14 protein-coding genes are annotated in these 15,246 nt (G+C 71.3%); 9 read left to right on the top strand and 5 right to left on the bottom strand.

Features of this window, described 5'->3' with window-relative positions:
• Nucleotides 1-36 precede the first annotated feature (36 nt).
• The 6 genes from lepB to QM779_RS06235 all read left to right on the top strand — a co-directional run bounded on the left by lepB (nt 37) and on the right by QM779_RS06235 (nt 5,136).
• A complete protein-coding gene (gene lepB / locus QM779_RS06260) occupies nt 37-807 on the top strand; it encodes a signal peptidase I (RefSeq protein WP_428533273.1) in 771 nt (256 codons plus the stop codon).
• A gap of 10 nt (nt 808-817) precedes the next feature.
• Nucleotides 818-1,465, top strand: coding sequence for a ribonuclease HII (locus QM779_RS06255; RefSeq protein WP_428533270.1), 648 nt, complete (start codon nt 818-820; stop codon nt 1,463-1,465).
• Nucleotides 1,462-1,773 (top strand): DUF2469 domain-containing protein, encoded by a 312-nt coding sequence (locus tag QM779_RS06250; RefSeq protein WP_331545293.1) that lies wholly within the window; start codon nt 1,462-1,464, stop codon nt 1,771-1,773. The genes QM779_RS06255 and QM779_RS06250 overlap by 4 nt, the downstream gene beginning before the upstream one ends.
• 305 nt (nt 1,774-2,078) lie before the next feature.
• Entirely contained in the window at nt 2,079-2,444 is a 366-nt protein-coding gene (locus QM779_RS06245) for a YraN family protein (RefSeq protein WP_428533267.1), read from the top strand.
• A complete protein-coding gene (locus tag QM779_RS06240; RefSeq protein ID WP_428533264.1) occupies nt 2,441-3,970 on the top strand; it encodes a YifB family Mg chelatase-like AAA ATPase in 1,530 nt (509 codons plus the stop codon). The genes QM779_RS06245 and QM779_RS06240 overlap by 4 nt, the downstream gene beginning before the upstream one ends.
• A complete protein-coding gene (locus tag QM779_RS06235) occupies nt 3,970-5,136 on the top strand; it encodes a DNA-processing protein DprA (RefSeq protein WP_428533261.1) in 1,167 nt (388 codons plus the stop codon). Before QM779_RS06240 ends, QM779_RS06235 begins: the two co-directional genes overlap by 1 nt.
• Here QM779_RS06235 and QM779_RS06230 read toward each other — a convergent pair.
• Complete coding sequence (locus QM779_RS06230) at nt 5,079-6,479, bottom strand: dihydrolipoyl dehydrogenase family protein (protein WP_428533258.1); 1,401 nt, start codon at nt 6,477-6,479, stop codon at nt 5,079-5,081. The genes QM779_RS06235 and QM779_RS06230 overlap by 58 nt on opposite strands.
• Nucleotides 6,480-6,574: 95 nt before the next feature.
• On the opposite strand from QM779_RS06230, the gene QM779_RS06225 reads away from it, so the two are divergent.
• The 3 genes from QM779_RS06225 to QM779_RS06215 all read left to right on the top strand — a co-directional run bounded on the left by QM779_RS06225 (nt 6,575) and on the right by QM779_RS06215 (nt 9,782).
• Nucleotides 6,575-7,489, top strand: a complete 915-nt coding sequence (locus tag QM779_RS06225) for a DUF4349 domain-containing protein (protein ID WP_428533255.1) — start codon at nt 6,575-6,577, stop codon at nt 7,487-7,489.
• A 254-nt stretch (nt 7,490-7,743) separates the two neighbouring features.
• On the top strand, nt 7,744-8,865 hold the full coding sequence (locus QM779_RS06220) for a carbohydrate kinase family protein (RefSeq protein WP_428533252.1): 1,122 nt from the start codon (nt 7,744-7,746) through the stop codon (nt 8,863-8,865).
• Nucleotides 8,862-9,782, top strand: a complete 921-nt coding sequence (locus QM779_RS06215) for a pseudouridine-5'-phosphate glycosidase (protein WP_428533249.1) — start codon at nt 8,862-8,864, stop codon at nt 9,780-9,782. Before QM779_RS06220 ends, QM779_RS06215 begins: the two co-directional genes overlap by 4 nt.
• A 402-nt stretch (nt 9,783-10,184) precedes the next feature.
• Here the strand turns inward: QM779_RS06215 and QM779_RS06210 are convergent, their stop codons facing one another.
• From QM779_RS06210 to QM779_RS06195, 4 genes are all read right to left on the bottom strand, one after another.
• On the bottom strand, nt 10,185-12,767 hold the full coding sequence (locus tag QM779_RS06210; RefSeq protein WP_428533246.1) for a UPF0182 family protein: 2,583 nt from the start codon (nt 12,765-12,767) through the stop codon (nt 10,185-10,187).
• Nucleotides 12,760-14,004 carry an ABC transporter ATP-binding protein gene (locus tag QM779_RS06205; RefSeq protein ID WP_428533243.1) on the bottom strand — a complete coding sequence of 415 codons (1,245 nt, stop codon included), beginning with the start codon at nt 14,002-14,004 and terminating at the stop codon, nt 12,760-12,762. The genes QM779_RS06210 and QM779_RS06205 overlap by 8 nt, the downstream gene beginning before the upstream one ends.
• Before the next feature lie 11 nt (nt 14,005-14,015).
• Entirely contained in the window at nt 14,016-14,837 is an 822-nt protein-coding gene (locus QM779_RS06200) for an ABC transporter permease (protein ID WP_428533240.1), read from the bottom strand.
• A 100-nt stretch (nt 14,838-14,937) separates the two neighbouring features.
• Nucleotides 14,938-15,105: a hypothetical protein gene (locus QM779_RS06195; protein ID WP_428533237.1), complete on the bottom strand. Its 168-nt coding sequence runs from the start codon at nt 15,103-15,105 to the stop codon at nt 14,938-14,940.
• Between the last annotated feature and the right edge of the window lie 141 nt (nt 15,106-15,246).

Raw genomic sequence — 15,246 nt, 5'->3', positions numbered from 1 at the left:
GGTGCAGGCGTCGAGGGCGTCCGGGAGAGGATGGCGGTGAGTTCATCCGACGAGAGTGGCGGTCGCCACGGTGCGTGGTGGGCAGCGGCTGGCTGGCTGCGTGAGATCGCCATCGTCGTGATCGGGGCGCTGATCGCGTCCACCCTGCTGCGGCTGTTCGTCGCCCAGATGTTCGTGATCCCGTCGGGGTCGATGGAGAACACCCTGCTGATCCGTGACCGGGTCGCCGTCCAGAAGATCGTCGGCTATCAGCGCGGCGACATCATCGTGTTCCGCGACACCCTCGGCTGGCTCGCGCCGGCCAAGGTCAGCGACGACCCGCTGCAACGTGCGCTGGTGTTCGTCGGGCTCGCGCCGGACGAGAGTTCGAACCACCTGATCAAGCGTGTCATCGGTGTGGCCGGTGACCACGTCACCTGCTGCGACGCCCGCGGCAGGGTGACGGTGAACGGCACCGCCCTGAACGAGCAGGACTACCTCTACACCGATCCGTCGACCGGCAAGCAGGTGGAGCCGTCGTCGGTGTCCTTCGACGTGGTGGTGCCCGCGGGGACCGTGTTCGTGATGGGCGACCATCGCAACGATTCGGCCGACTCCCGCTGCCACCTCAACGACGACACCAACGGGGGCCCGGAGGGCGAGAAGGCGTTCATCCCCGTGGAGAACATCGTGGGCACGGCTGTGGCCGTGGTGTATCCGTTCGACCGGATCCACGCGATCAGCAGGCCGAGGACCTTCGAGGGCGTCCCGGCAGGGGGGACGCCGCCGTCGGAGCCCGTGCTGACCGGCAACAAGGTCGTCTGCTGAGGCGGTTGCGGTGGCGGTCGTGGTGCGCCGGGACGCCGGCATCTACGCGTACGAGGCATCGCTGCGCCGGGGCGGCTTCGAGCTGATCGCCGGTGCGGACGAGGCCGGTCGCGGCGCCTGCGCGGGTCCCCTGGTGGCGGGCGCGGTGATCCTGCGTCCGGGCCGGCGGGGGGAGATCCGGGGGCTGGCGGACTCCAAGCTGCTCACGGCGGCGGCCCGCGAACGGGTCTACGCCGAGATCGTCGAGAAGGCCCTGGCCTGGGCTGTGGTGAGCGTCGAGGCCGACGAGTGTGACCGGCTCGGGATGCACCACGCCGACCTCGCGGGGCTGCGGCGGGCCCTGGTGCGGCTGCAGCCGGCGGCCGACTTCGCGCTCACCGACGGCTTCAGCGTCGACGGCCTCGGCACGCCCAGCCTGGCGATCTGGAAGGGCGACCGGGTGGCCGCGTGCGTCGCGGCCGCGTCCGTGGTGGCGAAGGTGACCAGGGACCGGATCATGGCGGGTTGGCACGAGGAACTGCCTGACTACGCTTTCGACATCCACAAGGGATATTGCACGCCGCTGCACCAGGAGCGGCTGGAGGAGCACGGGCCGAGCAGCATCCACCGGATGTGCTTCGACAACGTCCGGCGAACGGTTAAGGTGAAGGCGATATGAGCGCGGAGGACCTCGAGCAGTACGAGTCGGAACTCGAACTGCAGTTGTACAAGGAGTACAAGGACGTCGTCGGCATCTTCACGTACGCGGTGGAGACCGAGCGGCGCTTCTACCTGTGCAACGCGGTCGACCTGAAGGTCCGCACCGAGGGCGGCGACGTCTACTACGAGGTGTCCATGGGCGACGCCTGGGTGTGGGACATGTACCGTCCTGCCCGCTTCGTGAAGAGCGCCAAGGTGCTCACCTTCCGCGACGTCTCGATCGAGGAGATCGCCCACAGCGAGCTGAAGGTCCCCGACAACCTCTGACCGGCACGCCGGGGACGGTTCCTGCCGTGCCGGCGCCGTGTCTGGACCATCGAGAGCCACCCTTCAGGGTCGACAGCCACCCTCCACGTCGAGAGCCGGCGTCCGGACAAGGGCCCTCGGCGCGAACGGTGGTCCTCGGTGACGAACAGAGGCCCTCAACGGGTGGCCACTCCGTGCCGAGCGCCGTCGCGGCGGCGTCGCCGGGACCGGGTTATCCACAGGCCGGAATTTCATCCACAGGCCGGAAAATCGGGTGAGCGCTGCGAGCGCCGGCTGCCGAAGATGACCACCGGGAGGTGGTCTCAGTGGAGAGGGCCGAGGTCTGGCATGCCGGGGAGGAACTGGCGGTCGCACACCTGGAACGGCTCGGGTGGCGGATCCTGGAGCGGAACTGGCGCTGCCCGGCGGGAGAGCTCGACATCGTCGCGCTCCAGCCGGGCCGCGAGCCGGTGGTGGTCTTCTGCGAGGTGAAGTGCCGAACGGGGCTGGGCTTCGGGCCACCCCTGGAGGCGATCACCGCCCACAAGGTCGCCAAGCTCAGGGAGGTCGCGTTGCACTGGCTGCGGGCCCAACCCACTGCGGTGGGCCGGATCCGGTTCGACGGGGTCGGTGTGCTGCTCACCAGGGACGCGCCACCCGTCATCACCCACGTCCCGGGGATCGGGCGATGAACCAGGCGAGGGCGTGGTCGGTGGCGCTCCTCGGCATCGACGGGGCGATGGTCGAGGTCGAGGCGGCGATCAGCAGCGGGCTTCCCCGCACGACGATGGTCGGGCTTCCGGACACGGCGCTCTACGAGGCGCGGGACCGGTGCCGCGCAGCGATGGCCGCGGCGGGGTTCGGGTGGCCGTCCGACCCCGTCACCATCAACCTGTCTCCTGCGACTCTGCCCAAGGCGGGCTCCCACTACGACCTGGCGATTGCTGCGGCAGTGGCGGCCGCCGGTCGCAAGTTCGACCCGGCGTCGCTGGAGGGGACGGTCCTGTTCGGCGAGCTGGGGCTGGACGGACGCGTCCGCGCGATCCGGGGGCTCCTGCCCGCCATTCTGGCCGCCATCGGCAGGGGCTTCGGTCGGGTCGTCGTCCCGGCGGCCCAGATGCGTGAGGCGGCTCTCGTCGACGGCGTCTCGGTCGCGGGTGCTGCCGACCTCTCCGACCTGTTCGACGTGCTGACCGGGGGGCCCGGAGCACTGGTGCCGGCTCCCGTGGTGGCCGAGGCCGATCCTCGTCCGCCTCTCGACCTCGCCGACGTCGCCGGCCAGGTGGAGGCGAAGTGGGCGCTGGAGGTGGCGGCGGCGGGTCGCCACCACCTGTACCTGCACGGGCCGCCCGGCGTCGGCAAGACGCTGCTGGCCGAGCGGCTGCCGGGGCTGCTGCCGGACCTCGAGGTCGCCGAGGCGCTGGAGGTGTCGGCCGTGCACTCGCTGGCCGGGGTGAACCTGGACGGCGGCCTGGTCCGACGGCCGCCGTACGCCGACCCGCACCACTCGGCGTCGATGGCGAGCCTGGTCGGCGGCGGGGCGCGGATCGCCATGCCCGGCGCCGTCTCCCGGGCCCATCTCGGCGTCCTCTTCCTGGATGAGGCCCCGGAATTCAGCCCGCGGGTGATGGAGGCGCTGCGGGTGCCGCTGGAGTCCGGACGGATCGTGCTCGCCCGCGCGGCGGCGACGGCGACCTACCCGGCCCGTTTCCAGCTCGTCCTCGCCGCCAACCCGTGTCCGTGCGGCATGGCCGGAACGCCGGGCGGCAACTGCCGCTGCCCACCGATGGCCGTGCGCCGTTACGCGGCGCGGGTGTCCGGGCCGATCCTGGACCGGATCGACATCTCCCAGGAGCTCCGTCCGGTGCGGGCAGCATTCCTCGACAGCCGCTACGCGCCGGGCGAGAGCACCGCGGTCGTGGCGGCCCGGGTACTCGCGGCGAGGGACCGCCAGCGGCACCGGTTGGAGGGCACGGGGTGGCGTACGAACGGCGAGGTACCCGGTCCGGCGCTGCGGAAGCGGTTGCCCCTGCCCGAAGGGTCGGAGCTGCTTGACGTCGCGGTCGCCAGGGGGCGCCTCTCCTCCCGCGGCGTCGACCGTGTGCTGCGGCTGGCGTGGAGCGTCGCCGACCTGGCCGACGCCGATCGGCCCACCCGCGAGCACCTGCACACCGCGCTCGCGATGCGAAGAGGGGGAACCGGAATGGAGGCGGCGTGATGGACGAGAGAACGGCGCGGATGTGCCTGGCCGCCGTGGTGGAGCCCGGCCACCCTGCCACCGCCGACGCGGTGGCCGACTACGGCGCGGAGGAGGTGTGGGCAGCGCTCCTGGCCTCCGGCGATGAGCGGCCACTCGCTGCCAGGGCGCGGCGGGTCTCCCCGGCGGGGCTGGTGGCACGGACGCGCGCGGACGGGCTGCGGTTCGTCGTGCCCGGTGACCCGGAATGGCCGGCCGGGCTCGCCGACCTGGTCGGCTGTGAACCGGTGAACCAGCTCTCCGGCCCACCCTTGGGCCTGTGGCTGGCGGGGCGCGGGGAGCTGGCGGGCCTCGCCGCGACGTCGGTGGCGATCGTCGGCTCGCGGGCGTCCACGGCCTACGGCGACCTCGTGGCCGCCGACCTCGGTGCCGAGCTCTCGGAGGCGGGCCGGAGCATCGTGTCGGGCGGTGCTTACGGGATCGACGCCGCCGCGCACCGGGGATGCCTGGCCGGACGCAGCGCGACCGTCTGCGTGCTCGCCGGGGGGCTCGACGCGCCGTACCCCGGCGGGTACCGGCCGTTGTTCGAACGGATCGCGGAGAACGGTGTCCTGGTCAGCGAGCTGGCGCCCGGAGAGCGGCCCAGCCGGGTCCGGTTCCTTGCCAGGAACCGACTGATCGCCGCACTCGCCCCCGGCACGGTGCTCGTGGAAGCCGCGGCGAGGTCGGGAGCCCGCAACACCGTGACCTGGGCCAACGTGCTGGGCCGGGTGGTGATGGCGGTGCCGGGACCGGTGACCAGTGCCACCTCGGTGACGCCGCACCGCCTGGTCAGGGAGGCGGAGGCGGTCCTGGTCACCGGCTCGGCCGACGTCCTCGAGCTGCTCTCGCCCCTCGGCCGCCGCGCGGCGCCGCCGTCGAGCGAGCGGCGGGCGACGGACGAGTTGTCGACCGAGGAGCTGAGGGTCTTCGAGGCGGTCCCGGGACGCGGCGCACTTCCGGCCGGGGAGCTCGCCCTGCGGGCGGCCCTCACCGTGCCGCGGTGCCTCGCCGTGCTCGACCTCCTCGCCGAGCGGGGCTTCCTCGTGCAGGACGAGGTGGGGGAGTGGAAGCTGCCGCCGAGGGTCGGTCAGCGTGCCCGGCAGGCCTCGAGCAGCCGCAGCCACACCTCGCTCGCCGTGGGGTAGGAAGGGACGGCGTGCCACAACTGCCCCGCGGTCAGGCGACCCACGATCGCGACCGTGGCCGCATGGACGAGCTCGGCCACCTCCTGGCCGGCGAAGGTGGCACCGAGCAGCCGGTCGGTGCCGGCCTCGAACACGAGTTTGGCCTGGCCGGACGCGTCGTCCCTGAGCAGGCCGAAGCCTGCGGCGCTGGTCAGCGGCACCTGCACGCACTGCGTCGCGATGCCGCGGGCCACGGCATCGGCCTCGGTGAGCCCGACCGACGCCACCTGCGGATCGGTGAACACCACCTGCGGCACCGGGACCCCTGCGGGTGCGTCTGGGACGGGCCGGCCTTCCGCGCGCGCGGCGATCTCCTCGCCCACCAGGCGGGCGCGGTACTTGCCCCAGTGCGTGAGGGGCGCCTCTCCGCCGGCGTCACCGACGGCGTAGAGCCAGTCGGGGCGCGCGGACGGATCGCTGAACTCGGCCGCGGTCAGGCCGACGGACTCCAGGCCGATGTCCGCCGTCGCGGGCGTCCGGCCGGTAGCGACGAGGACCTCGGCGAACTCCTGGACGCGCCCGTCCACCTCCAGGCGCACCGGGCCGCCGTGGACGCGTCCCAACCCGGTGTCGGCGCCGTCGAGACGGGCCGCGGAATCGACCTGCGCGCCCAGCCGGACGTCCACCCCGAGCCGGCCGAGCCCTTCCGCGACCAGCTCCGAGGCGAACGGCTCGCAGCGACCCAGCACGCGCGGGCCGCGCACGAGCAGGGTCACCGACGCGCCGAGTGCGGCCAGCCAGGCGCAGGCCTCGACGGCGACCACCCCGCCGCCGACCACCGCGATCGAGTCCGGCACCTCCACGATGCCGGTCGCGTCCCTCGAGGTCCACGGGTGGAGATCCGCGAACAGCCGGGGGACGACCGGCCTGCTTCCCGTCGCGACCACCACGGCGTGCCGGGCGACGACGTCCCTGGCGCTGTCGGCTCCGTCGATGAACACCCTCCGCTCGCCGGTGATCCGGCCGGTGCCCCGGGCCACGTCGATGCCGGCGCCACGGGCCCACTGCGCCTGTCCGGAGTCGTCGTAGCCGGCGACCCAGCTGTCCCTGCGGGCGAGCAGGGCGGGCACGTCGAGCTCCAGCCGGTCCGGGAGGCCCTGGAGGTGCTCGGCCGCCGCCCGCACCTCCAGGGGGCGCAGCAGCGCCTTGCTCGGCATGCACGCGTAGTACGAGCACTCCCCGCCGACCAGTTCCCGCTCGACCAGCAGCGCCGATCGCGCCGACCCGCGGATCGCGTAGTCCGCCACGTTCTCCCCGGCCGGTCCCGCACCGAGCACCACCACGTCGAAGATCTCAGCCGCCATGGCTCCCAGTGTCGTACAGGTCACGATTCGGCAACAGTCGCGCCACAGGGGCCACACAGCGCAACGTCCCGCCCTCTTCGCGGCGTGGGACGGGCATGAGGAACATGCGTGCACTGGCCGCAGCGGCCATCGTCCCCACACTCGTCCTGCTCGCCGGCTGCTCCGGCTCCAGCTCAGGCGCCGCCGCGTCGCTCCCCGAGGACGTGAGGGCCGCGGACGGATCGGTCGCCGAGGACGCCGGCGGTGCCCCCGCGGACGTCCCCGCCGGCGAGCCGAACACGACCCTGACGCCGCAGCTGGCGAGAACGGCCCGGATCAGCCTGACCGTCACCGATGTCGAGGCCGCGGCCACCCGGCTGCGGGAACTCGCCGCGTCCATGGGTGGTCAGGTCACCTCCGAGAACCTGGTCAGCCGCGACGACAGCGACCCCGACCGTGAGCCCACCTCCACGATGGTGCTGCAGGTTCCCGCGGACCACCTCGACGCCACCCTCGACGAGGTGGCCAGGGTCGGGACCCTCACGAACCGGGTGATCTCCTCCGAGGACGTCAGCACGGAGGTCGCCGACGTGGACGCGCGGCTGAAGACGCTGGACGCCTCCATCGACCGGTTGCGCGAGCTGTCGAAGCGGGCCGGCACGATCCGGGAGCTCACCGAACTCGAGAGCGAACTGACCAGCCGGATCGCCGAGCGCGACTCCCTGGCCGCCCAGCAGCGCGTCCTGTCCGGACGGGTCGCGCAGTCGCCCATCACGATCACCCTCCGCACGCCCGCCCCCGCGAGCTCGCTGGAGACCACCGGCTTCCTCGGCGGCCTGCTCGCCGGCTGGAACGCACTCCTGGCCAGCAGCAGGATGCTGATGACCGCCGTCGGCGCCGTCCTCCCGTTCCTCGTTGTCGCAGGCGTGGTGGCCGTCCCGGTCCTGGTGATCCGCCGTCGACGCCGCAGGGGCCCAGCTGCCCCGTCCGCACCTGAGGATGCATCTCGGACGCCAGAGTCGGAGGAGTAGGCGCACCCCGGAGCCCAAAGTCCCCCGTCGGGGGGACAGACAGGGCACGCGCGACGTCCCTAGCATTGGGGGCAGCAGGGGGGAGCAGTCGCTAACTGTTGCGAGGCCGCAAGGCTGAGAGCGACTGACCTGAGGATTACCTGATCGCAGCACCTGAGTGGAGCGGATGACCGAACCGGTCGTCCGCTCCGCTGCTTCTCGGGCACCCACGCCCGACTTGCTAAGAGAAGCTAGCGGCGCTAAGAATAATCAGTATGAGCCTCAGCCCACGCGAGCGCGAGATCCTCGCGCTCCTGCGTGCGCAGCCCATGCTCGACGCGGCGGGGCTGGCCCGCAACCTCGGCACCACCAAGGGCGCCGTCGCTGTCGCGCTGTCCTCGCTCACCCAGAAGGGCGAGATCGTGGGGCGTGGCTACGTCCTGCGCGACGAGCCGTGGGCCGTGGTTGTGGGCGGCGCCGCGTGGGACGTGAAGGCCCGCAGCGCCGCGACGACCCGCCTGCACACCTCGAACCCCGCCACGGTCACGCGCACTCCGGGCGGCGTCGGACGCAACATCGCCGAAGGCATCGCCCGCTTGGACGGCCGCGTCCACCTCGTCTCCGCGGTCGGCGCGGACGCCGCGGGCGGTGAACTGCTCGCGCGCACCGCCGAGGCCGGCGTCTACGTCGACAAGGTGGTGTCCAGTGCCGCCCACGCCACAGCCAGCTACCTCGCCGCACTGGACGCCGACGGCGAGCTGGTGGTCGGTCTGTCCGACTTCGCCGCCACGGACGCGATGGGCGTCGACGCGCTGGCGGGCGCCCAGGAGCTGATCGGCCACGCGGCCGTCGTCGTCGTGGACGCCAACATCCCTGCCGAGGTGGCCGACTGGGTGCTCGGCGTCGCCGCGTCGCGCGGCGTCCGCGTCGTGCTGGAGCCGGTGAGCGTGGCCAAGGCGACCAGGATCGCCCCGCTCCTGCGCGCGGACCGCCCGGTGTTCGCCGTGACCCCGAACGTCGACGAACTCGCCGCGCTGTCCGGACGCGACGTGCCCGACGAGGACGCAGCGATCAGCGCCGCCGCCCAGACCCTGCACGAGCGCGGGGTGACCCACGTGTGGGTGAGCCGGGGGAGCGCGGGCAGCCTGCTCATCAGCGACGGCGTCGCCGTCCCGATCGGTGCCGTCGAGGCCGAGGTGGCCGACGTCACCGGCGCGGGTGACGCGATGACGGCGGGCTTCGTCCGCGCCCTGCTCGCCGGCGAGGACCCCGTGGCCGCGGCCCGCCAGGGGCACCTGGCCGCCGCGCTGACCGTGGCCAGCGGCCACACCGTCCGACCAGACCTGGGTGTCGCGTTCCGTGCGGCGCTCGCTGACAGTGAGAGAGCACACCGATGACCGAACCCCACCCGATGCTCGCCGTGACCGAAGAGGTGCGGGACGCGCTCGCGTCCGGGCGCCCGGTCGTCGCCCTCGAGTCGACGATCATCAGCCACGGCATGCCCTACCCGAAGAACGTGCAGACCGCGCGTGAGGTCGAGCAGATCATCCGCGAGGGCGGCGCCGTGCCGGCGACCGTCGCCATCCTGCACGGAGTACCGCGGATCGGCCTCGACGACGCCGAACTCGATCTCCTCGGCTCCGACGAGCACGTGCGCAAGGTGAGCATCCGCGACCTGCCCTGGGTGGTGGCGCGTGGGGAGCACGGCGCCACGACGGTGGCCTCCACCATGCGGCTGGCCGCGCTCGCGGGAATCCGGGTGTTCGTCACCGGGGGACTCGGCGGCGTGCACCGCGGCGCGGAGAACTCGATGGACGTCTCGGCCGACCTCACCGAGCTCAGCCTCACCGACGTCGCCGTGGTCAGCGCGGGCGTGAAGTCGCTGCTCGACATCGGCCGCACCCTGGAGGTTCTGGAGACGCTCGGCGTGCCGGTCATCTCGGTCGGGTCGGACGACTTCCCGTCGTTCTACTCCCGCTCGAGCGGCTTCCGCTCCCCGCTGCGGCTGGACGCGGCCACCGAGGTCGCGGCCACGATGCGGGCGAAGTGGGACCTCGGGATCGCCGGCGGCCTCGTCGTCGCGAACCCGATCCCCGTGGAGGACGAGATCCCCGAGGCCAAGATCGGTCGGCTGATCGACGCCGCGGTCGCGGAGGCCGGGGAGCGGGGCATCACCGGTGCGGCGATCACCCCCTTCCTGCTCGGACGCATCGTCGAGCTGTCGGACGGGGACTCGCTGCGCGCGAACATCGCCCTCGTCAAGAACAACGCGCGCCTCGGCGCCGCGGTCGCGGTCGCCTACGCCGCGCTCTGACGGCCTGGGGCGTCGTCGCTGCGGTCGCTGCCGCTGACGCGGAGATCCCGGGTCAAGCCCGGGATGACGGGGCCGAGTGGGTGGTTTGTCATCCCGGCGAAGGCCGGGATCTCGTCCGCGACGGACCGCGGTCGCCTACGCCGCGCTCTGACGGCCGGGGGCGTCGTCGATGCGGTCGCTGCCGCTGACGCACAGATCCCGGGTCAAGCCCGGGATGACAGGAGTGCGGGTGTCGCCCGCGTCGGCCGGGATTCCGGGTCGAGCCCGGGATGACGGGGCCGAGTGGGTGGTTTGTCATCCCGGCGAAGGCCGGGATCTCGTCCGCGGCGAACCGCCGGCGACGCAGGGATTCCGGGTCGAGCTCGGGATGCCGAAGAGTGCGGGTGTCGTCCGCCAGCGGGCTCAGCCGCCGCCGGTGGTGTCGGGGAAGGCCTTGGCGAGGGCGTCCGGCAGCGTCGACCCGAGCGTGATGCTGCTGCCGTTCACCGCGACCACGCCCACCAGCTCGGTGATCGCGTTGTTCTGGGCGGTCAGGAAGACCGGCTGCAGGTAGACCGTGCTGCCCCGGATCGGGAGCACCAGCATCGAGCCGAACGTGACGGTGCTCCCGGGCTGGTTCCACAGGGTCAGCTGCTGGGCGATGTCGGGGTCCTGGTTGATCCGGGCGCTGACCTGCGCCGCGCCGAGGATCACCCTGCTCTTGGGGAGCGTGTAGACGGTCTTCGCCCCGTAGCTGCCCGGCTCGGAGGACGCAGTCAGCCAACCGACGAGGTCGTCGCGGTTCGGCAGGACGTAGGGCTGGACGAGGTCGAGCCCCGTCCCCGTGCCCGCGGTGTCGAGCAGCACGTACTGCGGGCTGAGCGTGTTGCCGGAGGCGTCGCTGGGGATCCGCCAGGTGTCCTCCTGGTTGTAGAACACCGTCGGGTCGCTGACGTGGTACTTCGCGAACACCTGGGTCTGGGCGGTGAACAGCTTCATCGGGACGCGCAGGTGCGCGGCCAGCGACGCGGGGATCGTGTCATGGCTGATCACTCCGGGGAAGATCCGCTCCCAGGCGTCGCGGACAGGATCGGCGCCGACGGCGTAGAAGTGCATCTGGCCCGTCTCCGCGTCGACCGTGACCTTCACCGAGCTGCGCACGTAGTTCGTGCCGTTCGGGAACGGCGAGCTGTTCGGCAACGTCTGGGAGTAGGGGAAGTGGTCGCTGGTGGTGTAGGCGTCGACGATCCAGGTGATCCTGCCGTCCACGATCGCCGCATACGGCGTGTCGTAGGTCAGCCACGGCGCGATCTTCTGCGCGCGGGCCACCACACCGCGGTTGAGCAGGATCCTGCTGTCGTCGTGGACGTAGCCGGAGACCAGCAGGTCGATGGAGCGCAGGCGCAGCGCCCAGGCGAGCCGGTTCAGCGGCCCGCCCACGGTCACACCGTCACCGCCGGCGTAGCGGTTCCTCACGTTCTTCGTGCCACTGGGGTAGTCGAACTCGTCCATCCCCGTGTTCACCACGACCCAGTCGGACTGGTCGGGACCGTAGTACACCCGCGGCTGGGTGATCGTCAGCGACGAGGCGTCCCTCACCGTCGGGCTGACCGTGGCCGGCACGTCCCCGACCAGGAACTGGGGGAACCCCTCCTTGCTGGTCTGGCTGGCCGAGCTGATCGCCAGGCCGTAGCCGTGCGTGTAGACGAGGCGGCGGTTCACGAAGCTGCTGCCCGCCGACGGCAGATTCGACGGTGAGATCTCGCGGGCCGACACCAGCACCTGTTCGAGCTTCCCGTCGATCCGGTAGCGGTCGGTGCTGATCTTCGACAGCCGGTAGTACGGACGGATCGTCTGGAGCTGGTTGAACGCCTGCGCGACCGTCGAGGACGACCACACCGCCGCCGTCGACAGCTCGTCCCGCACCTGCGCGGTGTCGGTGGACGGGACGGTGTCGGCGCCTTCGTGGGTCTGCGAGGCGACCTGGTCGAGCTGGTAGGCGACCCGGGTCATCGCCACGTTGCGGGCCAGGTACGGCAGCTCGAGGGTGGCCTCGTTGGGACGCGTCCAGAACCGCTGGACGCCCGCGGGGACCAGCGTCGAGGTGAGCAGCGCCATCACGACCAGCCCGACGAAGGACCACACCGCCGGCGCGAAGTTGCGTTGCCCCGAGGTGATCGCCAGCACGACGGCGATCACCAGGCACACCCCGACCATCGCGACCAGCCCGGGCAGCTGGACGGTGACGTCGGTGAAGGACGCACCGACGAACGCGGTCTGTGTGGTGGAGTAGCTCAGCTGCCACACCTTGAGGACGAAGCTGGCGGCGGCCACGACCATCAACGCGGCGAGCAGCCGCCAGAAGATGCGCCGGACCCGCCACCAGTCGGCGTGGATGCGTCCGGTGTAGTCGAGCCGGCTGGAGATGAACACGATCGTGACGTGGACGGCCATCGCGAGCAGGATGAGCTGGAAGCCCCAGCCGACCAGGAGTTCGAGGGCGGGCAGGGTGAACACGAAGAAACCCACGTCGAGGCCGAACTGCGGGTCGGTGATCCCGAACGGGGACTGCGCCCACGCGAGCCGGAACACCATCCAGTTGTTCGACATGGTGACGCCCATGGCCGCGGCGACGGCGAACGCCGCGACCGCCGTGACCGCGCGGAAGCGTCCCTTCGCCCCGACGGCGGCCCACGCGCTCCGGCTGGCCAGCAGGAGCGCGACGAAGTTGAGGGCCGTGGAGGTGCCCCACACCGCCCAGATGGAGGCGTAGCGGGTCCAGAACACGGAGTCCTCACCGACGCTGGCGTACCACTCGTGGTCGGTCCAGGTCAGCAGCCAGGCGTAGCCGACCACGACCACGGCGACGAGGCCGACGAGGATCCCGAAGATCGGGCCGAAGCGGCGCAGCGACCGGCGCACGCGGGCCGTCCGGCCGGACTTGCCCGCGGAGTCCTTCGCCTCGTCCGGGGTGCCGGAGGAGGCCGCGGCGGCAGGGCTAGTCATTGGTGAGCTCGCAATCGATGGCCACGATCCCGGTGCCGACGAAGTCGTCGTGCTCGATGCTGAACCGGCGGTTGCGGGAGTGCCGGACGAAGAACGCGGACGTGTTGTCCCACAGCTCACCGCTCAACTGGTAGCCGCCGCCGAGCAGCGGAGGGCTGACCAGGCGTGCGCGCAGCCGGTGTTGGCCCGGGGACGTGTCCAGTGCCATCAGGGGGCTCTGCCGGTCGGACGCGAACACCTCCACGTTCTCGCTGTTGTGGATCGTGTAGGTGAAGGTGAGCTGGGGGATCGGGCGCTTGACGGTGTACAGGAGTTCCACGAAGACGTCCTCGCCGTGCAGGAACGTCGACGTCGTCGCCCCGTCCGCGTTGGTGAGCCGGGTGCGGCGGACCTCGAGGACGTCCGACTTCTCCAGCAGGGCGTCCTCCGCCGCGTCCTTGCGGACCCCCGACCGCATCGAGGCGCGTTCCTTGCGCAGGAACTCCTCGTAGGCCTGGGCGACCGGCCCGACCTCCCCGTCCTCGACGAGCTTGCCGCGGTTGATCCAGATCGCGCGGGTGCAGAACGCCTTCACGGTGCCGAGCGCGTGGCTGACGAAGAGGATCGTGCAGCCGCGCTCCCGGATCTGGCCCATCCGCTCGATGCACTTGAGCTTGAAGATCTCGTCGCCCACGCTCAGTGCCTCGTCCACGATCAGGATGTCCGGCTCGACGCTGGCCGAGACCGCGAACCCGAGTCGGGACTTCATGCCGGAGGAGTAGGTGCGGACGGGCTGGTTGATGTGCTCGCCGATGTCGGCGAAGTCGATGATCTCCTGCCGGCGGGCGTCCGCCTCCTCCCGGGGGATGCCCATCGCCAGGGCGCGCAGATAGATGTTCTCCACGCCGGTGAGCTGGGCGTCGAACCCGCTGGTCAGCTCCAGCATCGCGGAGATGCGTCCGTTCACCCGCACCGAGCCGCTGGTCGGGGTGGTGACCCCCGCGATGATCTTCGACAGCGTGGACTTCCCCGAACCGTTGCGGCCGAGGATCCCCACGATGTCGCCGCGTTCGAAGGTGGCGCTGACCTTGTTGAGGGCGACGAACCGGCCGCCGCTGGGAGCCTTCCGGAACGGGGCGATCGCGCGCGCCAGCGAACTGGAGTAGGTCCGGTAGACCTTGGTGAGGTCCTTCACCTCGACGGCGGGGCCGTCCGTCCTGGCCTCGTCGAACACCACGTCGGCGTGCGGGCTGGTCATCTGCGTCACCTCTACAGGACGTCGGCGAACTCGGGGGCCAGACGGGTGAAGACGAAGCTGCTCAGCAGCGTCAGCACAGCCATCAGGCCCCAGAAGTAGGCGGTGTAGGGAAGGGAGGACGTGACCCAGTTGTGCAGGACGAGGGAGTCCCGGTAGCCCTGGATCACGTAGGCGAGGGGGTTCGCGAGGATGATGTAGCGGAACGGCAGGCCGATCTTGGTGGCCGACCACAGCACGGGGGTCACCCAGAACAGCAGCTGCAGGCCGGACTTGATCAGGTGCCCGATGTCGGCGCTGATCGCGATCACCGCGGAGAACAGGGTCGAGACCACGAGGCTGAGGACGAGCCCGCACAGCATGTAGTAGGGCAGCTGGAACGCCGTGAACGTCAGGCCGTAGCCGCTGACCAGCAGGAGGATGATGTTCAGGCAGATCATCACCAGGTGCACGAGGAAGTGCGAGAGCACCTCCGAGACCGGCAGGGTGGCGACGGGGTAGCTCATCTTTGTGACGAACTGGGAGTTCCGGCGGATCGAGTCGCCGGCCTCACGCAGGCACTCCGACATGAAGAACCAGGCGAGGTTCCCCGGGATCAGCCAGAGGATGTACGGGGCGCCGACCGCGCTGCTCGCGCTGCCGCGCAGTCCGATCGACACCGCGAACCAGTAGGCGGTGATGTAGATGGCCGGCCGCAGCACCGCCCAGGTCACGCCCAGGGCCGAGCCGCTGTACCGCTTGGTGAGCGCGACCTGGGCCATGCCGTAGGTGCGCTGCCAGTTCTGGAAATTGATGAGGGCCAGTTCCCTGGTGGCGCGGATCGACTCGCCGAACATGTGACACTCCCGTGCTGCCGTGTAGGGGAACCAGCAACAGACAGCGGGATTGGACTGTACCCCTGTGCTGCGCGCGATCGGGAATCGGCGCTGCGGCGTGTCAACGTCCGAACAGTGCCTCGCGGCCGGGTGGGGTCATCATCGGGCCCAGCTGGACGGGTGCGGGCAGCCCCTGCGGGACACCGGGGAAGAGCAGGACGCCGCCCTCGGGGACGAGGTGCAGCGACGGCGTGCGACGGGTGCGGAGGGTGGATGCAGTGGTGGCCATGATGGAGAGTCCTCGGGTGGTGCCGCCGGCGCGACAGGGCGCGCAGGCAGCGAGTGGGTTGGGTTGGACGTCAGTGCGACATTCGACAACAACAACCCCGGAGCATGGCGACAGCGACGACGCGCGCCTGGTCCGGACTCA

Origin of the sequence: Propionicimonas sp. (assembly GCF_049840635.1) — a bacterium.
In the GTDB taxonomy this organism is placed as follows: Bacteria; Actinomycetota; Actinomycetes; order Propionibacteriales; family Propionibacteriaceae; genus Propionicimonas.
The sequence above is the reverse complement of the archived record's forward strand: the minus strand, read 5'-3'. Positions and strand labels throughout refer to the sequence as shown.